The organism is Bradyrhizobium sp., assembly GCF_022844465.1.
Taxonomy (GTDB): Bacteria; Pseudomonadota; Alphaproteobacteria; order Rhizobiales; family Xanthobacteraceae; genus Bradyrhizobium.
The window spans coordinates 232,942-255,152 of record NZ_JALHLP010000002.1 but is presented as its reverse complement, the minus strand read 5'-3'; the positions used below and the strand labels follow the sequence as shown (position 1 = coordinate 255,152).

Below are 22,211 nucleotides of genomic sequence, written 5' to 3'. Positions count from 1 at the left end.
GAACGCCCGTGTCGTCCGCCCTTCCCGTCACCGAAGTTCTCGTCGTCGCCGACGTTTGGCAGACCGAGTCGGACGCCGAGGCAGTGATCCATCGCGCGATCGCCGCCGCGGCTGAAATCGCCGACGCCGATGTCGGCGACGCCGAACTGGCGATCATGCTCACCGACGACCGCGGGATCCGCACCCTGAACAACAACTGGCGCGGCATCGACAAGGCGACCAACGTGCTGTCGTTTCCGGCGCTGCAGCCGACCGGCAGGGGGGCGGCCGCGGAGGCGCCGCGGATGCTCGGCGACATCGCCATCGCCTACGAGATCACGCGCAAGGAGGCCGACGACGAGCAGAAGCCGTTCGACCATCACCTCAGCCATCTTGCGATCCACGGCTTCCTGCACCTGATCGGCTACGACCACGAAACCGACGACGAAGCCGAAGCCATGGAGGATCTGGAGCGGAAGATCCTCGCGCAGATCGGCATTCCCGACCCGTATGCGGGTCGAGATTTGCATGAAAATCGCGAGCGGGTGGACTGAGATGCCGGACTCCGAGCCGACCCAGGAAAACCCGCGCGACACCCGCAACCTGCCCGTGGTGGTGCAGGATGGCGAGGTGCTGCGGCCGGCCGCCGACAACTGGCTGTTGCGGGCGATCCGCACCCTGTTCGGCTGGAAGCCGGGGTCGGTCCGCGACGATCTTCAGGTCGTGCTCGACACCTCCACTCCGGACGACGTCGGTTTTTCCGCCATCGAGCGCACCATGCTGCGCAACATCCTCGGCCTGCACGAGCGGCGCATTGCCGACGTCATGGTGCATCGCGCCGACATCGTCGCGGTCAGGCGGGACATCCCTCTCGGCGAATTGATGAGCCTGTTCGAAAGCGCGGCGCATTCGCGCCTCGTGGTCTACAACGAAACCCTCGACGACCCCGAGGGCATCGTCCACATCCGCGACCTGCTGGCGTTCATGACCGCGAAGGCGCGCATCGGAGACACCGGCAAGCCCAAGCGCAAGAAACCGTTCCCGGCGGGCCTCGACCTGCGCGCGGTCGACCTCGCATTGCCGCTGGCGGACGCCAACATCATCCGCAAGCTGCTGTATGTGCCGCCGTCGATGCGGGCGATCGACCTGCTGGCGCAGATGCAGGCCTCGCGCATCCATCTGGCACTGGTCGTGGACGAGTATGGCGGCACCGACGGGCTGGTGTCGATCGAGGACATCGTCGAGCAAATCGTCGGCGAGATCGACGACGAGCACGACAGCGACGAGCCGCCCGCGATCGTGCGGCAGTCGGACAATTCGTTCATCGCCGATGCCCGCGCCTCTCTCGAGGACGCCCGAACGCTGATCGGCGAGGAATTCGTCACCGGCGAGGCCGGCGAGGAAGTCGCGACACTGGGCGGCTACCTGGTGGCGCAGGTCGGCCGCCTGCCGGTGCGCGGCGAGGTCATCGCCGGTCCAGGCCATTTCGAGATTGAAGTGCTCGACGCCGACCCGCGGCGGGTCAAACGCCTGCGCATCGCCATCCGCAAGGAGCGTCCCGCGGCGCGCACGCTGCGCGAAGGCCGCCGTCGCGAGCCGGCACCAGACCCCAACGCGCCTCAAGCCAATGACAATGCGCCGCCGGCCCCGGGCGATGGAGCCGGCTCGCAGTGATCACCAGCAGGCTCCGGGGCGCCGGTCTTTCGATCATCCTCGCCTGGGGATGGAAGCGCGCGGCGATCGCGCTGGCGGCGGGCGCGCTGGCAGCGTTGTCGATGGCGCCGTTCAATGCATGGCCAGCGCTGTTCGTGGCCTTTCCGGTCGTGGTCTGGCTGATCGACGGCGCGGCGGCCGGAAAGTGGCGCGGCGCCCCTGCCGCCGCGATGTCCGGCTTCTGGTTCGGGCTCGGTTATTTCGTTCCCGGGCTCTACTGGACCGGCAACGCCTTCCTGGTCGATGCACCGACGTTCGCCTGGCTGATGCCGTTCGCGGTATTGGGCCTGCCGGCCTACCTCGCCTTGTTCACGGCGACCGGCTTCGCGCTCGCGCGCCTGATCTGGACCCGCGATGCGACGCGCGTGCTGTCGCTCGCGATCGGCCTGACGATCAGCGAATGGCTGCGCGGCCACCTGCTGACGGGATTTCCGTGGAACGCGTTCGGCTACGCGCTGTCGGAGCCGCTGGCGCTGGCGCAGACCGCCTCGCTGATCGGGCTGTGGGGCATGACGCTGTTCAGCGTTGCGATCTTCGCCAGTCCGGCCGTGCTGATCGACGGCAGCTCGCGCGGGCGCAAGCCCTGGATCGCGCCGGCATTGGCGCTGTTGCTGCTGGCGGCGATGGCGATCTACGGCGTTGTCCGGCTGTCGCTGCAGCCCACGGCGATGACCGCGGTCAAGCTGCGCATCATGCAGCCCAACCTGCAGCAGGACGTCAAATTCAATTACGCCGCCAAGGCGGAGGTGATGCAGAAATACCTCGCGTTGTCCGACCGCGCTTCGGGGCCGCAATCCACGGGCGTGCGCGACGCGCAGATTCTGATCTGGCCGGAATCGGCGTTCCCTTTCTTCCTGACCCGCGAAGCCGACGCGATGGCGCAGATCGCCGAGCTGCTGCCCAGGGGGACGGTACTGATGACCGGCTCGGTGCGCGCGCCCGACGGGCCGCCCGGCGCCCGCGTCACCCGCGCCTACAACTCGATCTATCTCATCGACCACGACGGCAGCGTGCTGTCGGTTTACGACAAGCTTCACCTGGTGCCGTTCGGCGAATACCTGCCGTTCCAGGACTGGATGGAAAAGCTTGGCTTCGTGCAGCTGACCAAGGTGCAGGGCGGGTTCATTCCCGGCGAGCGACGGCGTGCGCTGGAGATACCGCAGGCGCCGCGCGCGTTACCGCTGATCTGCTACGAGACGATCTTCCCGGGCGCTGTCGCGGCGCGCGGGGATCGTCCGGGCTGGATCGTCAACCTGACCAATGACGGCTGGTTCGGAAACTCGACCGGCCCCTACCAGCACCTGCAGCAGGCGCGGCTGCGCGCCGTCGAGCAAGGTCTGCCGGTGGTTCGCGCCGCCAACACCGGCATCTCCGCGGTCATCGATCCCTCGGGGCGCATCGTCGCGCAACTGGGACTCGGCATCGAGGGCGTGCTGGACGCCAGCCTGCCCGCGGCCCTGCCGCCGACGATCTACGCCCGTCTTGGCGACATTCCGGCCGCCGTGCTTGCGGCAACGGCGTTGCTGGTGGTGATCCGACGGCGCACCGCGAAGCGGACGATGCGATGATGGCGGCGCCCGACCAGCCGGAAAATCGGGGCGCGCCGCCGGATCGGGACGCCTCCGTGGCCGCGCGCGGCTCGTTCTTCGGCCGCCGCAAGGGCCACAAGCTCCGCAATCACCAGGCCGACCTGATCGAAAATCTGCTGCCGCATCTGGCGCTCGATATCGGAACCCCCGCACCGGGCCGTCTCGCCGATCTGTTCGATGGCGGCGTCGCCGATGTCAGGCTCGAAATCGGATTCGGCGGCGGCGAGCACCTGATCGCCGAGGCGCGCGCCTTTCCCGGCACCGGATTCATCGGCTGCGAGCCCTATGTCAACGGCATGGCCAAGATCCTGGCCCAGATCGAGGCCGACAACCTCGCCAACATCCGCCTGTTCGCCGGCGACGCCGCCGAAATTCTGGCCTGGGCGCCGCCGCAATCGCTGGCGCGGATCGACCTGATCCACCCCGATCCCTGGCCGAAGCGCCGACACTGGAAGCGACGCTTCGTGCAGGACGCCACGGTGACGGCGATGGCGCGCATCCTCAAGCCCGGCGGCGAATTCCGCTTTGTCAGCGATATCGACGACTACTGCGCCTGGACGCTGGCGCACCTGATGCGCAGCTCCGACTTTCTCTGGACCGCCGAACGCGCCGCCGACTGGCGACAACCGTGGGACGGCTACACCATGACGCGCTACGGCCGAAAAGCCGAGCGCGAAGGGCGCGTGGCGACGTATCTGCGGTTTCGGCGGAACGGCTAGCAGTCATTCCTTCGCTTCCGCCATCTTCGCTTTCTTCGCGTCGGTCGCCTCCCACACCATGCGTTTGCCGCGTTCGCGCCCCAGTAGTTCGATCGGGTCGTGGTTGTCGATGTGGCCGAACTGTCCCCGGTAGACGCTGTAGCCGCATAGTTCTTGCAGGCGCCGCGGGAAGCGCCGCGCGGTTTCCCGGGGAATGCCGAGCTGCAGGTTCTCCTGCTGGCGCATCCATCCCCAGCAATAGGCGCAGGAAAAGGCGAAGCGCCTGGCCTCGCTGGTATTGGCGCCGCCGCCGTGCCACAGCGCGCTGTCGAACAGCATCACGCTGCCGGCCTTCATTGTTGCGGCCACCGTGTCATACTCCTTGCCGTATTCGGGCGCGGACAGATATTTGTGACTGGCCGGAACAATCCGGGTCGCGCCGTTGTCTTCCCGGAAATCCGACAGCGCCCAGATCGCGTTGATCGTGATCGGGATATGCGGCCGCGGCAGCGGGATCAACTGGGTGTCCTCGTGGATCGGCTGCGCCTCCTGGCCGGGGCCAAGCACCAGCGAGCAGAACGACGACAGCAGGCACTCGTGGTCGAGCATCCGTTCCACGACCGGCAGCACGTTTTCGTGCAGCGGCACTTCCCAGAACAGCTCGTCATAGGTGAGCAGATTATTGATGCGGACGGTCTTGAAGCCTTCGAACGACGTGCGGGCCGGACCAAGACCGTGTTCACGCTCGGTACGCTCCAGCGCGGCCTTCAGGCCTTCGACCAGTTCGCGGCTCGCCGCGTTCTCGATGATGGCGAATCCATTGTCGCTGATCTCGGCGGCATACGCATGAACCTGAGCATCCGTCAGCATTTGTTCCTCTCCCGCCCTGCCACCGACCCGGTTTCGCCAAACGCAATGTCTTCGGCGCCGATGATAGCGCGACGCCTTGACGATAGGGAGCCATTTGCGACCGCAGCCGTCAGACCGACGGGTGGGTTTTCCAGAAGCCGGCGATGCGCTTGGCGGTCGCGGGCATCAGACGGACGAAGTTGACCCGCGCGTTTTCGATATCGAGCGGGGAAACCGTCCGGTTCGGTCCGGCCCGAAGCAGGATCAGCGCGCGCACGGTCGCCCATTCCAGACCGCTGGCCTTGCCGGCGATCAGGATCGCGTCGTCGCGCTCGCCGCTGATCAGGCGATCAAGGGTTTCGATCTCGACGCCGCTCATCGCCGCGAGCGTGGCTACCGCCTCTTCGTATTTGAAGGCCTTGGCAAAGTTGAGCAACGCGCCTTCGCCGAGCGAGCCCTCGCGGCCCAGCTTCAGGACCGTTCGCTGCGCCAGCGAAAAGTCGCGGCTCAAAGCCCATCCCTTCACGCCGGTGATATCGGCCATTGCCTGCTTGATCTCGGCCTGCCGCTCGGGTTTCACCACCTTGACCAGGCGGCGGCGGACGATGTCGATCGAACCGCCCAGAAGATCCTTCAATTGTTCCGAAGAGAGATCGTCACGCTGGCCGAGTCTGATCGTCAGTACGCCATCCTGGCCCGCGCGCTGGATCAGGCTCGAATAGCCGCCCGCGGAGAAGTTGGCGCCGGCATTGCCGGCGGTGCGGCGCACCACGGCGCGGTCGCCGCGGCTGACAAGGACGTCGGTAACCTCGGACGATAGCGTCGGCCGCTCGGCCATGGCCAGCAGATGATCCTGGCCCTTGGCAGCGGCGATTTCGACCAGCATCTGTTCATCGATGACGGTGGACCGGCGCAGCAGCGGACCGGCAACTGCAATTTCGTCTTCCTGCGCCAGTTGGCCGACAAGGCCGCGCGGCGCGTTCTCCAGAACCGACAACCGCTCGGCCAGTTCGGCGCGCGATGTGACTTCGGCGTGTGGGACAAGGCTGGTCAGGACTTCGTCGAACAGGGAGACATGGTCGGAAGTGAAGCTCGCCGCACCCTGCAGATACAGTTCGCTGATGCGGCGCACGGCATCGTTGCGGCGCTTGGGGTCGCCACGGCCGACAATTTCGTCAAGCTCAGGGATTAGCGATGGCGCTGGTGTCATTAGCCCGTCCAAACCGGCCATTCTGCTGGTTTTGACCCAATCTAGGCGGCGTTGGTGAAGGAAGGGTTAGGTCAAGGCGCGGCAAAATTGCCGTTAATGGGATCGCAGGCCTTGTCGGATTGCTGAAAAACCGCTATATCCACGGCAACTTATGGTTCTCATACGATCGCGTATTGAGAGTGGGCCCCCCGGGACCCGCTCTTTTTTGTTACCTGAACGAGCCCGGTCCGAAACGGCTTCGGGTGCGGTTCAGCTAACCGGCCGGATCGCGGTGGTGATCCGGCTTCAACCCAGGCTAGAAAAACTCTCTTGACCCTCGACATGACCGATCCAACTGCTGCTTCAGAGGATGTCGACCTGTTGGCCGAGCCCCGGCTCGTTGTCGAGCCCGGCGCGGCGGCGCGGGTGTCGGCGGTCGCCGGACCGGTGTTGCAGGGCATGGGCTACCGGCTGGTCCGGATCAAGATTTCGGGCGAATACGGCTGCACCGTGCAGATCATGGCCGAGCGGCCCGATGGAACCATGCAGATCGAGGATTGCGAGGCGATCTCGCGGGCGCTGTCGCCGGTGCTCGATGTCGCCGACCCGATCGACCGCGCCTACCGGCTGGAGATATCCTCGCCGGGCATCGATCGCCCGCTGGTGCGCCGTTCCGACTTCGAGCGCTACACCGGCCATCTCGTGAAGGTCGAAATGGCGGTCGCCCATCAGGGCCGCAAGCGTTTCCGCGGGCTTCTCGCCGGCTGCGAGGGCGACACCGTGCGGCTGCATCGCGACGACATACGCGAAGGCGAAGATGCCGAGGTGCTGCTGGTGATGGAAGACATCGCCGATGCGCGCCTGGTTCTGACCGACGAGCTGATTGCGGAATCGATGCGGCGCGGCAAGGCCGCCGAGCGCGCGCTCAAACAGAATCTGGGGCTGGCGCCGCCACCGCCGCCGCACGCCAGGAAAAGCGACCCGGCCAAGAGCAACAAGCCGAGGCCGAAACCCGGTACTAGGCCCGGCACCAGGCCGGAACCGACGAATACCAAGAAACACCGCCTCGCCGCAGAAAGACTGCGCAGGGGTGATATCGATCCTACCGAAGGAGACTAGGCCATGGCAGTCAGCGCCAATAAACTCGAACTGCTGCAGATCGCGGACGCCGTCGCCCGCGAGAAGTCGATCGACCGAGGCATCGTGATCGCGGCGATGGAAGACGCCATCGCCAAGGCGGCGCGCGCCCGCTACGGCAGCGAGACCGACGTTCACGCCGAGATCGACGCCAAAAAGGGCGAACTTCGGCTGTCGCGCCACATGCTGGTGGTCGACCAGGTCGAGAACTCGTCGAACCAGATTTCGCTGGCGGATGCGCAGCGCGCCAATCCCGGCGCCCAGGTCGGCGACACCATCGCCGATACCTTGCCGCCGCTGGAATATGGCCGCATCGCCGCGCAATCCGCCAAGCAGGTGATCGTGCAGAAGGTGCGCGAGGCCGAACGTGACCGGCAATACCAGGAGTTCAAGGACCGCATCGGCGACATCGTCAATGGCGTCGTCAAGCGCGTCGAATATGGCAGCGTGATCGTCGATCTCGGCCGCGGCGAAGCCATCGTGCGCCGTGACGAAATGCTGCCGCGCGAGGTGTTCCGCAACGGCGATCGCGTTCGCGCGTATATCTTCGACGTGCGGCGCGAAACCCGCGGCCCGCAGATTTTCCTCTCGCGCACCCATCCGCAGTTCATGGCCAAGCTGTTCGCGCAGGAAGTCCCGGAAATCTATGACGGCATCGTCGAGATCAAGGCGGTGGCCCGCGATCCCGGCTCGCGCGCGAAGATCGGGGTGATTTCCAGGGATTCCTCGGTCGATCCGGTCGGCGCCTGCGTCGGTATGCGCGGCTCGCGCGTGCAGGCGGTGGTCAACGAGCTGCAGGGCGAGAAGATCGACATCATTCCATGGTCGCCCGACATCGCGACCTTCGTCGTCAATGCGCTGGCGCCCGCCGAAGTCGCCAAGGTCGTGATCGACGAGGACCGCGAGCGGATCGAGGTGGTCGTCCCCGACACCAACAACCAGCTGTCGCTGGCGATCGGCCGCCGCGGCCAGAACGTGCGCCTCGCCTCGCAGCTGACCGGCTGGGATATCGACATCCTTACCGAACAGGAAGAATCCGAGCGCCGCCAGGCCGACTTCGAGAACTCCACGCGGGTGTTCATGGAAGCGCTGAACGTCGACGAGGTTGTCGGCCAGTTGCTGGCGTCGGAAGGTTTCACCTCGGTCGAGGAACTTGCACTGGTCGACGTCAAGGAACTCGCCGGCATCGAGGGTTTCGACGACGAAACCGCCAACGAGCTGCAGAACCGGGCCAGGGAATATCTTGAACAGCTCGAGACCGAGCTGGAGAACAAGCGCAAGGAACTCGGTGTGGATGACGCCATGAAGGATGTGCCAGGCGTCACCTCGAAAATGCTGGTGAAGTTCGGCGAGAACGACATCAAGACGGTCGAGGATCTGGCCGGCTGCGCGACCGACGATCTGGTCGGCTGGACCGAGCGCAAGGAAGGCGGCGAGCCGACCAAGCACCCGGGAATCCTCGACGCCAACGAGGTTTCGCGCGACGATGCCGAGCGCATGATCATGCAGGCCCGTGTCATCGCCGGCTGGGTCACCGAAGCGGACCTTGCCAAGCCTGAGTTGGCCGAGGCCCCCGAAGACCAGACGGCGTAAGCCTCAGGTGTTCCGCAACAACAATAGCCGGTTTCGCGCCAGCAACCCGCGCGAATGTTAGGAGCAACGCCCAGCGCATGCTTGCAGTGGCTGACCCCGATCTCGACAATGGGCCGCGGACCGAAAGGTCTGCGACCGCGCGGATGTGCGCGGTCAGCCGCGAGGTGCGCGGCATAGACGAACTGATCCGGTTCGTCGTCTCCCCTCAGGGCGAGGTGATCCCCGACCTGAAGCGCAAGCTGCCCGGTCGCGGCCTCTGGATCTCGGCGTCGCGCCGGACCGTTGCGGAAGCGGTGCGGCGTCACCAGTTCAGCAAGGGGTTCAAGCGCGACGTCCGCGTCGCGGCGACCCTGCCCGCCGATACCGAGGCCTTGCTGGTCCGCAGCGTGACCGAGGCGCTGGCGATGGCCGCCAAGGCGGGTCAGGTGGTTTCCGGCTTCAGCAAGGTTGAGGGCATCCTCGAACAGGGCAAAGCCCAGGCCCTGATCCACGCTTCCGACGGCGCGGCCGACGGAATCCGAAAATTGGACGCGATCGCCCGGCAAAGGAGCCGAAATATTGCTGAATCGGCGGATTTAGCGATTGTTAGCCCTTTAACGTCCGCAGAATTGGATTTGGCACTGGGCCGGTCAAATGTGATACATGCTGCGCTGCTCGCGGGCCCGGCGAGCAAGACGTTCCTGTCGCGCTGCCAGACCCTGGTTCGATACCGGATGGCCGACGACGACAAGACCGAAGGTGGCGGCCGGAATTTCTGACTAACGAAGACTGCTTGCGAAGACTTGCTTCAATGACTGCGCGAATGCGCGCAATGCAACGAGATTAGGACTGCTGAATGGTTGATACGAAAACGCCTGGCGACAAGACTTTGAGTGTCCCGACCAAGACCTTGACGCTGAAGCCGCGCGTCGAGACGGGCACCGTCCGCCAGAGCTTCAGCCATGGCCGAACCAAGCAGGTTGTGGTGGAAAAGCGCGGCAAGCGCCGTGTCGGCGGCGATGCCGCCGCCACCGAAACCCGCGCGCCTGAGCCGGTCGTCGCCAAGGCGGCGCCCGCAAAAGCCCCCCTTGCCCGCCCCGCAGCGACGCCCGCTGCGGCGCGCAGCGGTTCCGGCGTGGTGCTGCGCACCCTGACGGAGGACGAGCGTTCCGCGCGCGCCAGCGCGTTGGCCGACGCCAAGATCCGCGACGTCGAGGAACGGCGGCTGGCCGAGCAAGAGGCCAAGCGCCGGTCCAGCAAGGAAGGCATCGAGCAGGCCGAACGCGAAGCCGCCGAGGCCCGCCGCAAGGCCGAGGAAGAGCGCCACCGGCAGGAAGAGGAAGCCAAGCGCAAGGCCGAGCTTGAGGCCAGGAAGCGATTCGGCGAGGCCGAGGCGGCGACGCCGGCTTCGGCCCGTCCCGCGGCCGGCCGTCCCGCCGCCGGCCGTCCGGCGGCAGTGCCGCCCGCCCGCGCGCCCGGCGTCGCCTCCGACGGTTCGGATGATGACGAGGGTCCACGCCAGATCCGCCGCGGCCCCGGCGGCGTCATGCGCCCCGCGACGCCTCCCAAGACCACCCATAAGCCGGCGCCACAGAAGGAGCGCGGCCGCCTGACGCTGGTCACCGCGCTCAACGCCGACGAGGTGCGCGAGCGTTCGATCGCCTCGTTCCGCCGCCGCACCCAGCGCCTGAAGGGACACGCCTCCAACGAACCGAAAGAAAAGCTGATCCGCGAGGTCGTCATCCCGGAAGCCATCAACATCCAGGAACTCGCCAACCGCATGTCGGAGCGCGCGGTCGACGTCATCCGCCTGCTGATGAAACAGGGCGCGATGCACAAGATCACCGACGTGATCGACGCCGACACCGCGCAGCTGATCGCCGAGGAAATGGGCCACACCGTCAAGCGCGTCGCCGCGTCCGACGTTGAAGAGGGCCTGTTCGACGTCGTCGAGGATTCCGAGGACACCGAGCCGCGCTCGCCGGTCGTCACCGTGATGGGCCATGTCGACCACGGCAAGACCTCGCTGCTCGATGCGCTTCGCCACGCCAACGTGGTCTCCGGCGAGGCCGGCGGTATCACCCAGCATATCGGCGCCTATCAGGTGACCTCGCCGGAAAGCGGCAAGAAGATCACCTTCATCGATACGCCGGGCCACGCCGCGTTCACCGCGATGCGCGCCCGCGGCGCCAAGGTCACCGATATCGTGATCCTGGTGGTGGCGGCCGACGACGGCGTCATGCCGCAAACGATCGAGGCGATCAACCACGCCAAGGCGGCCAAGGTGCCGATGATCGTGGCGATCAACAAGATCGACAAGCCTGATGCGAAGCCGGAACGCGTGCGCACCGAACTGCTGCAGTACGAGGTTCAGGTCGAATCGCTCGGCGGCGACGTCGTCGACGTCGAGGTTTCCGCCAAGAACAAGACCAATCTCGACAAGCTGCTGGAGATGATCGCGCTGCAGGCCGAACTGCTCGATCTCAAGACCAACGTGAAGCGGCCGGCCGAAGGCACCGTGATCGAAGCCAAGCTCGATCGCGGCCGCGGCCCGGTCGCCACCGTGCTGGTGCAGCGCGGAACGCTGCGCGTCGGCGACATCGTCGTGGCCGGCGCCGAGATGGGGCGTGTCCGCGCCCTGATTTCCGACCAGGGCGAAACCATCGCCGAGGCCGGGCCGTCGGTCCCGGTCGAGGTGCTGGGCTTCAACGGCCCGCCGGAAGCCGGCGACCGCCTCGCCGTGGTCGAGAGCGAAGCCCGCGCCCGCCAGGTGACGAGCTATCGCGCCCACCGCAAGCGCGAGAACGCCGCCGCCTCGATTTCAGGCATGCGCGGCTCGCTCGAACAGATGATGTCGCAGCTCAAGACCTCGGGCCGCAAGGATTTCCCGCTGATCATCAAGGCCGACGTGCAGGGCTCGCTCGAGGCCATCCTGGGGTCGCTGGAAAAGCTCGGCACCGACGAAGTCGCCGCCCGTATCCTGCATGCCGGCGTCGGCGGCATTTCGGAATCGGACGTCACGCTGGCGGAAGGCTTCAACGCCGCGATCATCGGCTTCTCGGTGCGCGCCAACAAGGAGGCCGCAGCCGCGGCCAAGCGCAACGGCATCGAGATCCGCTACTACAACATTATCTACGATCTCGTCGACGACATCAAAAAGGCGATGTCCGGCCTGCTCGCGCCGACGCTGCGCGAGACCATGCTCGGCAACGCCCAGATCCTGGAAGTGTTCAACATTTCCAAGGTCGGCAAGGTCGCCGGCTGCCGCGTCACCGACGGCACCGTGGAGCGCGGCGCCAACGTCCGCCTGATCCGCGACAACGTCGTCGTCCATGAGGGCAAGCTCTCGACGCTGAAGCGCTTCAAGGACGAGGTGAAGGAAGTGCAGTCCGGCCAGGAATGCGGCATGGCGTTCGAGAACTACGGCGACATGCGCGCCGGCGACGTCATCGAGTGTTATCGCGTGGAGACGATCCAGCGCTCTCTGTAAGTCCAAATCTTGCGAAGAGGCTGGAATTTCTAAAGCAAGCCGTCATGCCCCGCGAAGGCGGGGCATCCAGCAGTCACCGCATTCCGTTCTGGCGCGGCATACTGGATCATCCGCAGTTGGCGGTGATGACGACAATCGGGATTTTGGACCATGCCCCGCCATCACACCAAGGGTTCCGCTCCCGGCGGATCGCAACGCCAGTTGCGCGTCGGCGAGACCGTGCGCCATGCCGTCGCCGACATTCTGGCGCAAGGCAGCGTCCACGACCCCGACCTCGAAGGCCACATCATCACCGTCGCCGAGGTGCGGATGTCGCCGGACCTGAAGCTCGCGACGATTTACGTCATGCCGCTCGGTGGCCGCGACATCGAGATCGTGATCGCGGCGCTCGAACGCCACAAGAAGTTCCTGCGCGGCGAGATCGCCCACCGCGTTAACCTGAAATTTGCTCCTGATCTTCGCTTCCACGCCGACGAACGATTCGACGAAGCGGAACGGATCGAGAAATTATTGCGAACACCTGCGGTGCAGAGAGACCTCGCACCCGATTCGGACGACAAATGATGATAACGCCCGCCACCAACGGCACGATCGAGCAGGAAGCTGCCGATTCGCACGACGCTGAGATAAATATACTTGCGGAGCGAAATGGCGACGGCGAACGCCGCGCGGGCGACGGCAAGGGCCACGCCGGCGATGGCAAGAGCCGCGCCGGCGATGGTGAACGCCGCGTCAACAACGACCCGCGCCAGGGCAAGCCGCCGCGCCAGAACAACCAGCCGCGGCGCGACCGGCGCGACGTTCACGGCTGGGTGGTGCTCGACAAGCCGATCGGCATGACCTCGACGCACGCGGTCGCCATCCTCAAGCGCCTGTTCCAGGCCAAGCGCGCGGGCCATGCCGGCACGCTCGATCCGCTGGCGTCCGGCGGACTGCCGATCGCGCTGGGCGAGGCCACCAAGACGGTTCCCTTCGTGATGGACGGCCGCAAGCGCTATCGCTTCACCGTGGCCTGGGGCGAGGAGCGTGACACCGACGATACCGAGGGACGGGTGGTCCGGACCAGCGACCTCAGGCCATCGGCGGAAGCGATCCGGGCCCTGTTGCCGCGCTTCACCGGCCTGATCGAGCAGATCCCGCCGCAGTACTCTGCGATCAAGGTCCGCGGCGAGCGCGCCTACGATCTGGCGCGGGACGGCGAAACCGTCGAATTGAAGCCGCGCCCGGTCGAGATTCACGAGTTGGCCCTTGTGGAACATTGGGATGCCAACCAGTCCGTGTTCGAAGCCGAGTGCGGCAAGGGGACCTATGTTCGGGCCTTGGCCCGCGATATCGGCCGGATTCTGGGCTGTTTCGGCCATATCTGCGCCCTGCGGCGGACCATGGTCGGCCCGTTCCGGGAGGCGGACATGATTCCGCTGGAACAGTTGGAGGCTTTATGCAATAGAGCCGCGTCTGGCGAGGGCAGCCTCGCCGACGCGCTTTTGCCCGTTGAGACCGCGCTGGACGACATCCCGGCGCTGGCCGTCACACGGGCGGATGCGGCAAGGCTCCATCGGGGCCAGGCCGTTTTGTTGCGCGGACGGGATGCGCCCAATAGTAGCGGCACAGTCTATGTCACGGTGGCAGGCCAGCTTCTGGCCCTCGCCGAAATTGGCAATGGCGAACTCATCCCCAAGCGCGTGTTCAACCTGACCGGGCTGACTGCCAGTCCCGATCGCAGCAACAAGAGAGTTTGACGATGTCGATTACCGCCGAACGCAAAGCGGAAGTCATCAAGACCAATGCCAACAAGGCCGGCGACACCGGCTCGCCCGAGGTCCAGGTTGCGATCCTGTCGGAACGCATCAACAATCTCACCGGCCATTTCAAGACCCACGTGAAGGACAACCATTCGCGCCGCGGCCTCCTGAAGCTCGTGTCGACGCGCCGTTCCCTACTCGACTACATCAAGAAGAAGGACGAGGCGCGTTACAAGGCGCTGCTCGAGAAGCACAACATTCGTCGTTGATTTGATAATACACGCGCGCGGCTTGCGCGCGTTTTCGCATGATTTTCCGAAGCAACGGACTCCGAATTTTTCGGAGACGATCATGTGCAAGAGCATCGTCCCGAAAGGATCGTGCTCGCCAACGTCCAGCGGCAATCCGGCCGCTGGGCAGGGCAAGGTGCCCGTGACTGCCGAGAGGATGGACGCCATCCGAAATATGAAGACCATGGCAGGATCGCCGGCCGCTGATCGCCCATTGCGATCAGCGTCCCGCAATCTTGCGCATGGTCTTTGTGTTTCCAGGCTTCACCCTCCCGGGAACCCATGAAAGAAACCGAAATGTTCAATAAGCATTCCGTAGAGATCGACTGGGGTGGACGTCCCCTCAGGCTGGAAACCGGCAAGATCGCCCGCCAGGCCGACGGCGCCGTGCTGGCGACCTATGGCGAGACCATCGTGCTCGCAACCGTCGTCGCCGCCAAGACACCGCGCGAAGGCGTCGACTTCCTGCCGCTGACCGTCGATTATCAGGAGAAAACCTATGCTGCGGGCCGCATTCCCGGCGGCTATTTCAAGCGCGAGGGACGGCCGACCGAAAAGGAAACACTGGTTTCCCGCCTGATCGACCGCCCGATCCGTCCCTTGTTCGTGAACGGCTGGCGCAACGAAACCCAGGTGATCGTGACGACGCTGTCGCACGACATGGAGAACGATCCCGACATCCTGGCGCTGGTCGCCTCGTCGGCCGCGCTGACGATATCGGGAGCGCCGTTCAAGGGTCCGATCGGCGCCGCCCGCGTCGGCTTCATCAATGACGAATACGTCCTCAATCCGACGCTGGACGAAATGGTCGAGACCCAGCTCGACCTGGTCGTCGCCGGCACCGCCGACGCCGTGCTGATGGTGGAATCGGAAGCCAAGGAGCTCAACGAGGACATCATGCTCGGCGCCGTGATGTTCGGACATCGTCACTTCCAGCCGGTGATCAAGGCGATCATCGAACTGGCCGAGAAAGCCGCCAGGGAGCCGCGCGACGTCAAGGTCGTCGACGAAAGCGTGCTGGAGAAGGAAATCCTCGAGCTGATCGAGCGCGACCTGCGCGCCGCCTACGCGATCCCGGTCAAGCAGGACCGCTACGCCGCGGTCGGCAAGGCCAAGGAAAAGGTGATGGCCCACTACTTCCCGGAAGGGCAGGAGCCGAAATACGACAAGCTGCGGATCGCCGCCGTGTTCAAGGAGCTCGAGGCCAAGATCGTTCGCTGGAACATCCTCGACACCGGCAAGCGGATCGACGGCCGCGACCCCAAGACCGTGCGCAACATCATCGCGGAAGTCGGCGTGCTGCCGCGCGCCCACGGTTCGGCGCTGTTCACCCGCGGTGAAACCCAGGCGATGGTCGTTACCACGCTCGGCACCGGCGAAGACGAGCAGTATATCGACGCGCTGTCGGGAACGTATAAAGAGACGTTCCTGCTGCACTACAATTTCCCTCCCTACTCGGTAGGCGAAACCGGCCGGCTCGGCGGCACCAAGCGCCGCGAGATCGGCCACGGCAAATTGGCATGGCGGGCGATCCATCCGGTGCTGCCACCGCACCACGAATTCCCTTACACGGTGCGCGTGGTCTCCGAGATCACCGAATCCAACGGCTCGTCGTCGATGGCCTCGGTGTGCGGCGCGTCGCTGGCGCTGATGGATGCGGGCGTTCCGTTGAAGCGGCCGACCGCCGGCATCGCGATGGGCCTGATCCTGGAGGGTTCGCGCTTTGCGGTCCTGTCCGACATTCTCGGCGACGAGGATCATCTCGGCGACATGGACTTCAAGGTGGCCGGCACAGAGGCGGGCATCACTTCGTTGCAGATGGATATCAAGATCGAGGGTATCACCGAGGAGATCATGAAGGTCGCGCTCGGGCAGGCCAGGGACGGGCGCATCCACATCCTTGGCGAAATGGCCAAGGCGCTCACCAACGCCCGCGCCGAACTCGGCGAATACGCGCCGCGCATCGAGACCTTCAAGATCGCGACCGACAAGATCCGTGAAGTGATCGGCACCGGCGGCAAGGTGATCCGCGAGATCGTCGAGAAGACCGGCGCCAAGGTCAATATCGACGACGACGGCACCGTGAAGGTCGCTTCCAACGACGGGGAGGCGATGAAGGCCGCGATCAAGTGGATCAAGTCGATCGCCTCCGACCCGGAGATCGGCCAGATCTACGAGGGCACCGTGGTCAAGGTGATGGAGTTCGGCGCGTTCGTGAACTTCTTTGGCGCCAAGGACGGCCTCGTCCACATCAGCCAGCTCGCGGTCAACCGCGTGCAGAAGACCTCCGACGTCGTCAAAGAGGGCGACAAGGTCAAGGTCAAGCTGCTCGGATTCGACGACCGCGGCAAGACGCGGTTGTCGATGAAGGTGGTCGATCAGGCCACCGGCGAGGACCTCGAGGCGAAGCAGAAGGCGGAAGCCCCGGCCCCGCGCGAGGCAGCCGGCGAGTAGTCCATCGCCGGAAAGTGAATGAGGGGCGGCTGAAAGGTCGCCCCTTCTTGCTGCTCGCGCGGTAGAAGTTCGAACCGGGAGGCCCTGTGCTATTCCGCCGCAGCCCTGCAACGAAACCCGGCTCCAGCCTTTTGTCGTAGCTTGCTGTGCGGCCGCGTGCGGCGACCCACGGCCCATCGTCACGTCACAGATAAAGAAGCAACAGCCAAGGAGAAATCGATGTCATTCATGTCCCGGCGCCATCTGATGCTTGCGGCAACCAGCATCGCCGCCGTCGCAGCGGCCCCGCGCCTCGGCTTCGCGCAAGCCGCGGCACCCGCGCCTGCTGCGGCCGCACCAACCGGACCCTTCACGCTGCCACCGCTGGCCTACCCGACGGCGGCGCTGGAGCCGCATATCGACGCCAGGACGATGGAGATTCATCACACCCGGCATCATCAGGCCTTCATCACCAACCTCAACAACCTTGTCAAAACCAATCCGCAGCTTGGAACGGCGGCGGTGCAGGACGTGCTCGGCAATCTGAACGCGCTTGATGAGAGCGTCAAATTCGCCGTCCGCAACAACCTCGGCGGCCATGCCAACCACACCATGTTCTGGGAAATCATGGGCCCGAACGGCGGCAAGCCCGAAGGCGAGGTGCTGGCCGCGATCGACCGCGATCTCGGCGGCATGGAGAAGTTCCAGAACGACTTCAACGCCGCCGGCTTGCGCCAGTTCGGCTCCGGCTGGGTGTTCGTCACGGTCGCCAAGGACGGCAAGCTCGCGATCGAGACCCGCCCGAACCAGGATAATCCGATGATGGACGGCAAGCGCGCGCTGATGGGCAACGACGTCTGGGAGCACGCCTATTACCTCAACTACCAGAACCGACGCGCCGACTATCTCAAGGCGTGGTGGAACACGGTGAACTGGAGCAAGGTCGCGCAGCGCTACGCCGCAGCGAAGACGGGAACACTGGGTGTGTAACGCCAGGTGTTCAAAGGCGATCTGACAAGGAAAAAGGGCGGCCTTTCGGTCGCCCTTTTTTGTGTCTTGTGCTGTCGTGGAGCTCAGGCGAGTTCGAAGCGATCGAGGTTCATCACCTTGTTCCATGCCGCCACGAAGTCCCGGGCGAACTTCTCCTTCGAATCCGCACAGGCATAGACCTCCGCGAAGGCGCGGAGCTGCGAGTGCGAACCGAAAATCAGGTCGACGCGGGTGCCGGTCCACTTGACCGCGCTGGTCTTGCGGTCGCGCGCCTCGTAGATTCCCTCGGCCCCGGCCGGCTGCCATTGCGCGCTCATGTCGAGCAGGTTGACGAAGAAGTCGTTGGTCAACTTCTCGGGCCGGTTGGTAAACACGCCATGCTTGGAATTCGCCGTATTGGCGCCAAGGACACGCAGTCCGCCAAGGAGAACCGTCATCTCGGGCCCCGTCAACGTCAGCAATTGCGCCCGGTCCACCAACGCCTCCTCCGGCTTCATGAACTGATGCTTCTTGCCGTTGATGTAGTTGCGGAAGCCGTCGGCGCGCGGTTCGAGCGGGGCAAAGGACTCCGCATCCGTTTGATCCTGCGATGCATCCATGCGTCCCGGCGTGAACGGGACCTTGACGTTCACGCCGGCATCCCCGGCGGCTTTTTCGACCGCCGCGCAGCCGCCGAGCACGATCAGGTCGGCCAGCGACACCTTCTTGCCGAACTCCTTCTGGATGGCTTCGAGCTTCTGCAGGACCGTCTTGAGTTCGACCGGCTGGTTGACCTCCCAGTCCTTCTGGGGACTCAGGCGAATACGCGCGCCATTCGCACCGCCGCGCTTGTCAGAGCCGCGGAACGTCGATGCCGACGCCCACGCGGTCGAGACCAGCTGGGAAACCGAGAGGCCGGAGGCGAGAATTTTCGCCTTCAGCGCGGCAATGTCCTGCTCGCCGATCAGCGGGTGATCCACGGCCGGGATCGGGTCCTGCCAGATCAGCGTTTCCTTCGGCACCAGCGGGCCGAGATAGCGCGCGACGGGCCCCATGTCGCGATGCGTGAGCTTGTACCAGGCGCGCGCAAAGGCATCAGCGAACTGGTCCGGATGCTCGTGGAAGCGCCGCGAGATCTTCTCGTAGGCGGGATCAAAGCGCAGCGACAGGTCGGTGGTGAGCATGGTCGGTACATGCTTCTTCGACTTGTCGAAGGCGTCAGGAATCGTCGCTTCGGCGTTCTTGGCCCGCCATTGCTTTGCCCCGGCCGGGCTTTTGGTCAGCTCCCATTCGTTCTCGAACAGGTTCTTGAAGAACAGGTTGCTCCACTTGGTCGGCGTCTGCGTCCAGGTGACTTCCGGGCCGCCGGTGATGGCGTCGGCTCCGATACCGGTGCCATGCTTGCTCTTCCAGCCAAGGCCCTGGTCTTCAAGCGCACCGCTTTCCGGTTCCGGGCCGACCAGCGACGGATCGCCGGCGCCATGGGTCTTGCCGAAGCTATGGCCCCCGGCAATCAGGGCGACGGTTTCCTCGTCGTTCATCGCCATACGGGAGAAGGTTTCGCGGATGTCCTTCGCCGCCGCGAGCGGGTCCGGATTGCCGTTCGGCCCCTCGGGATTGACGTAGATAAGGCCCATCTGCACGGCGCCCAACGGCTCCGCGAGCTGGCGTTCGCCGCTGTAGCGCTCGTCGCCAAGCCAGGTACCCTCAGGACCCCAGAACAATTCTTCCGGCTCCCAGACGTCGGCGCGGCCGCCGGCAAAGCCAAACGTCTTGAAGCCCATCGACTCCAGGGCGACGTTGCCCGCCAGAACCATCAGGTCGGCCCACGAGATTTTTTGACCATACTTCTGCTTGATCGGCCACAGCAGCCGGCGCGCCTTGTCGAGGTTGGCGTTGTCGGGCCAGCTGTTCAGCGGCGCAAAGCGCTGCTGACCCGCGCCGGCGCCGCCGCGGCCGTCGGTGGTGCGGTAGGTCCCGGCGCTGTGCCACGCCAGGCGGATCATCAGGCCGCCATAGTGCCCAAAGTCCGCCGGCCACCATGGCTGCGAGTCCGTCATCAACGCATGCAGGTCCTTGATCACCGCATTGAGGTCGAGCGACTTGAATTCCTTGGCGTAGTCGAACGTCCTGCCCATCGGATCGGACAGCGTTGACCGCTGGTGAAGAACCGAAATATCAAGCGCGTCCGGCCACCAGTCGCGATTGCCGCGTCGGCGCGCGCCGCCCGAGAACGGGCATTTGGTTACATCGTCCATGGTCGTCTCCTGATGGTTCCTGTCGGATTGGGCGCAATCTAATCACAGCCTTCCATCAGGTAAAGTTGATTTTTTTGATCGATCGGATAAGATAATCTGATGATACAGACGACGCTCAGACAGCTTCGCTACTTCGATGCGCTGGCACGCCATCGCCATTTCGGGCGCGCGGCGGAGTCATGTTCAATTTCGCAGCCGGCCCTGTCGATGCAGATCAAGGAAATGGAACAAATCCTCGGCGGCGTGCTGCTGGAGCGAAGCGCGCGGCAGGTCACGCTGACGAAATTCGGGGAAGAGATCGTCCAACGCATCGGCGAGATCCTGCGCTCGGTCGACGAACTCGGCGACTTTGCGCGCGCCTCGCAGGACCGGCTCGCGGGGCGGCTGCGCATCGGTATGATTCCGACGATTGCTCCCTATTTGCTGCCCAAGGTCATCGAGAATCTCGCGCGCATGCATCCCGAGCTGGACATTCACGTGCGTGAGACGCTGACGCCGAGGCTGATCAAGGAAGTCGTGGAAGGCCGGCTCGACACCGCCATCGTGGCGCTGCCGGTGTCCGAACCGTCGCTGACCGAGGTCAGATGTTTTTCAGAGAACTTCCTGCTGGTCCGGCCGGGCGCGGACAAGGGAATGCCGGTGCCGAGCCACGAGACGCTGCGCGAAATGAGGCTGCTGCTGCTGGAGGAAGGGCACTGCTTCCGCGATCAGGCGCTGTCGTTTTGCAACATGCAAGCATCGCCGCCGCGGGAGGTGCTGGACGCCAGTTCGCTGTCGACCCTCGTTCAGATGGTTGGCGCCGGCATCGGCGTCACTCTGATCCCGGAAATGGCAGTCGCAGTGGAGACGCGATCGGCGCCGGTCTGCGTCGCGCGCTTCAGGAACCCGCAACCGGCGCGAACGATCGGCATGGTGTGGCGCAAGACAAGCCCGCTGGCCGGGCAGCTCAAGCAGATCTCCGAGGTGGTTTGCGTCTCGGCCGATGCGTTGCGCAAGGAGCACAAGGCGGGACCGTCAGCGCGGAAATCGCCGGACCGACGCGCATGAACGCGTGGTTTCCCAGCGGCTCAATCCGTCACGACGCGGGGGTCGACGTCCCTGGCGTAGTCGACGCCGGCGATACCAAATCCGAACAGGCGCAGGAACTGGCTCCGGTATTCCGGAAGGTCCGCCAGTTCCCCGAGCGTTTCGGTTGATAGCAGCGGCCACCGTCGCAACACCTCGGCCTGGACTTCCGGCGAGAGCTCCCGGTCGTCGAGTCGGATGCGCTGCGCCTCGTCGACTTCGGCGCCCGGGCCAAGGCGCGTCCGGAACAGACGATCGATCTGTTCGATGCAGCCTTCGTGGAGCCCGAGTTGCTTCATGACCTTGAACAGCACCGTGCCATAAAGCGGCACCACCGGAATCGCCGAACTCGCCTGGGTGACCACCGCCTTCAGCGCCACCACGCGGGCCGAGTCAGCGCCGAGCCGGCTTCGGATGTCTGCCGCCTTGCGGTCGAGATCGACTTTGGCGCGACCCAGCGTGCCTTTCCAGTAGATCGGCCAGGTCAGTTCGCTGCCGATATAGGTGTAGTTCAGCGTCCGGAAGCCCGGCGCCAGCACGCCGGCGTCGGCGAGCCGGTCGATCCAGCGCTTCCAGTCTTCGCCCCCCATTACCGCGACCGTGGCGGCCGCTTCGTCCTCACTCGCCGGCGCAATGGTGGTCTCGAAGACCTCGCCGCTCTCGGTGTTGAGGGTCTTGATGTCAACGGGAACGCCGAGCGGCTTGATCGCCGAGCGATAGGTCTGGCCGGTGTCCGGGTCGGTGCGGACCGGCGCAGCCATGCTGTAGACCAGCAGGTCCAGCTGTCCGAACTTTTCGCGGACACGGTCGATGAAGGTTTTTTTCAAATCGTTGGAGAAGGCGTCGCCCTCGAGCGTGAGAGGAGAGCGTCCAATCTTCTTCGCCTCAAGCTCGAAGGCGCGGTTGTTGTACCAGCCGGCGCTGCCGCTCTTGGTAGCCGAAGGCTCGCGCTCCAGCGACACGCCGATGGTTTCCGCGCCTCCGGCGAAAGTCGCGACAATGCGGCTCGCCAGACCGTACCCCGTCGAACACCCCAGCACGGCGACGCGCTTGGGACACTCGGGAATGGGCCCCTGGCGGAGAACGTAAGCGATCTGCTCGCGGACATTGGCGGCGCAGCCGACAGGATGCGCCGTCGTGCAGATGAAGCCCCGCACGCGCGGTTCGATAATCATGCCTACCCCGTTTCGGACCGTTGCAAACTCACCATCGGCGACCTGCCGATACCGCCCCGCGAA

Annotated in this window: 18 protein-coding genes; 14 read left to right on the top strand and 4 right to left on the bottom strand. The window is 65.0% G+C overall.

Annotation, left to right across the window (positions count from 1 at the left end):
* The first annotated feature begins 8 nt into the window (after positions 1-8).
* Genes ybeY through trmB form a run of 4 tightly spaced genes read left to right on the top strand, consistent with a single transcriptional unit; the run spans position 9 to position 4,000 of the window.
* Positions 9-533, top strand: coding sequence for an rRNA maturation RNase YbeY (ybeY, locus tag Q0D31_RS07445; protein ID WP_291847719.1), 525 nt, complete (start codon positions 9-11; stop codon positions 531-533).
* The gene (locus Q0D31_RS07440; RefSeq protein ID WP_291847716.1) at positions 508-1,653 is read left to right on the top strand and encodes a hemolysin family protein; all 1,146 of its coding nucleotides are present in this window, start codon (positions 508-510) and stop codon (positions 1,651-1,653) included. The genes ybeY and Q0D31_RS07440 overlap by 26 nt, the downstream gene beginning before the upstream one ends.
* A complete protein-coding gene (gene lnt, locus Q0D31_RS07435) occupies positions 1,653-3,260 on the top strand; it encodes an apolipoprotein N-acyltransferase (RefSeq protein WP_291848160.1) in 1,608 nt (535 codons plus the stop codon). The genes Q0D31_RS07440 and lnt overlap by 1 nt, the downstream gene beginning before the upstream one ends.
* Positions 3,260-4,000, top strand: coding sequence for a tRNA (guanosine(46)-N7)-methyltransferase TrmB (trmB, locus tag Q0D31_RS07430; RefSeq protein ID WP_291848157.1), 741 nt, complete (start codon positions 3,260-3,262; stop codon positions 3,998-4,000). The genes lnt and trmB overlap by 1 nt, the downstream gene beginning before the upstream one ends.
* 3 nt (positions 4,001-4,003) lie before the next feature.
* Here trmB and Q0D31_RS07425 read toward each other — a convergent pair whose 3' ends face one another.
* Complete coding sequence (locus Q0D31_RS07425; protein ID WP_291847713.1) at positions 4,004-4,849, bottom strand: phytanoyl-CoA dioxygenase family protein; 846 nt, start codon at positions 4,847-4,849, stop codon at positions 4,004-4,006.
* A 109-nt stretch (positions 4,850-4,958) separates the two neighbouring features.
* Positions 4,959-6,038, bottom strand: coding sequence for a DUF2336 domain-containing protein (locus tag Q0D31_RS07420; protein WP_291847709.1), 1,080 nt, complete (start codon positions 6,036-6,038; stop codon positions 4,959-4,961).
* A 321-nt stretch (positions 6,039-6,359) separates the two neighbouring features.
* On the opposite strand from Q0D31_RS07420, the gene rimP reads away from it, so the two are divergent.
* The 9 genes from rimP to Q0D31_RS07375 all read left to right on the top strand — a co-directional run bounded on the left by rimP (position 6,360) and on the right by Q0D31_RS07375 (position 17,671).
* Positions 6,360-7,136: a ribosome maturation factor RimP gene (rimP, locus tag Q0D31_RS07415; RefSeq protein WP_291847706.1), complete on the top strand. Its 777-nt coding sequence runs from the start codon at positions 6,360-6,362 to the stop codon at positions 7,134-7,136.
* 3 nt (positions 7,137-7,139) lie between these two features.
* Positions 7,140-8,747: a transcription termination factor NusA gene (nusA, locus tag Q0D31_RS07410; RefSeq protein WP_291847703.1), complete on the top strand. Its 1,608-nt coding sequence runs from the start codon at positions 7,140-7,142 to the stop codon at positions 8,745-8,747.
* A 77-nt stretch (positions 8,748-8,824) separates the two neighbouring features.
* Positions 8,825-9,505 (top strand): RNA-binding protein, encoded by a 681-nt coding sequence (locus Q0D31_RS07405; protein WP_291847702.1) that lies wholly within the window; start codon positions 8,825-8,827, stop codon positions 9,503-9,505.
* Positions 9,506-9,582: 77 nt separating this feature from the next.
* Complete coding sequence (gene infB, locus Q0D31_RS07400; RefSeq protein WP_291847699.1) at positions 9,583-12,216, top strand: translation initiation factor IF-2; 2,634 nt, start codon at positions 9,583-9,585, stop codon at positions 12,214-12,216.
* A gap of 150 nt (positions 12,217-12,366) precedes the next feature.
* Complete coding sequence (gene rbfA / locus Q0D31_RS07395; RefSeq protein WP_291847696.1) at positions 12,367-12,780, top strand: 30S ribosome-binding factor RbfA; 414 nt, start codon at positions 12,367-12,369, stop codon at positions 12,778-12,780.
* On the top strand, positions 12,777-13,955 hold the full coding sequence (gene truB, locus Q0D31_RS07390; RefSeq protein WP_291847693.1) for a tRNA pseudouridine(55) synthase TruB: 1,179 nt from the start codon (positions 12,777-12,779) through the stop codon (positions 13,953-13,955). The genes rbfA and truB overlap by 4 nt, the downstream gene beginning before the upstream one ends.
* A 2-nt stretch (positions 13,956-13,957) precedes the next feature.
* A complete protein-coding gene (rpsO, locus tag Q0D31_RS07385; RefSeq protein ID WP_079540211.1) occupies positions 13,958-14,227 on the top strand; it encodes a 30S ribosomal protein S15 in 270 nt (89 codons plus the stop codon).
* 318 nt (positions 14,228-14,545) lie between these two features.
* Complete coding sequence (pnp, locus tag Q0D31_RS07380) at positions 14,546-16,702, top strand: polyribonucleotide nucleotidyltransferase (protein ID WP_291848154.1); 2,157 nt, start codon at positions 14,546-14,548, stop codon at positions 16,700-16,702.
* 219 nt (positions 16,703-16,921) lie between these two features.
* Positions 16,922-17,671: a superoxide dismutase gene (locus Q0D31_RS07375; protein WP_291847680.1), complete on the top strand. Its 750-nt coding sequence runs from the start codon at positions 16,922-16,924 to the stop codon at positions 17,669-17,671.
* Between the two features lie 83 nt (positions 17,672-17,754).
* On the opposite strand, the gene katG is transcribed toward Q0D31_RS07375, so the two are convergent.
* Entirely contained in the window at positions 17,755-19,908 is a 2,154-nt protein-coding gene (gene katG, locus Q0D31_RS07370; protein WP_291847677.1) for a catalase/peroxidase HPI, read from the bottom strand.
* 99 nt (positions 19,909-20,007) lie between these two features.
* On the opposite strand from katG, the gene Q0D31_RS07365 reads away from it, so the two are divergent.
* The gene (locus Q0D31_RS07365; RefSeq protein WP_291847674.1) at positions 20,008-20,955 is read left to right on the top strand and encodes a LysR substrate-binding domain-containing protein; all 948 of its coding nucleotides are present in this window, start codon (positions 20,008-20,010) and stop codon (positions 20,953-20,955) included.
* A gap of 20 nt (positions 20,956-20,975) precedes the next feature.
* On the opposite strand, the gene fabV is transcribed toward Q0D31_RS07365, so the two are convergent.
* Entirely contained in the window at positions 20,976-22,148 is a 1,173-nt protein-coding gene (gene fabV, locus Q0D31_RS07360; RefSeq protein ID WP_291847671.1) for an enoyl-ACP reductase FabV, read from the bottom strand.
* Between the last annotated feature and the right edge of the window lie 63 nt (positions 22,149-22,211).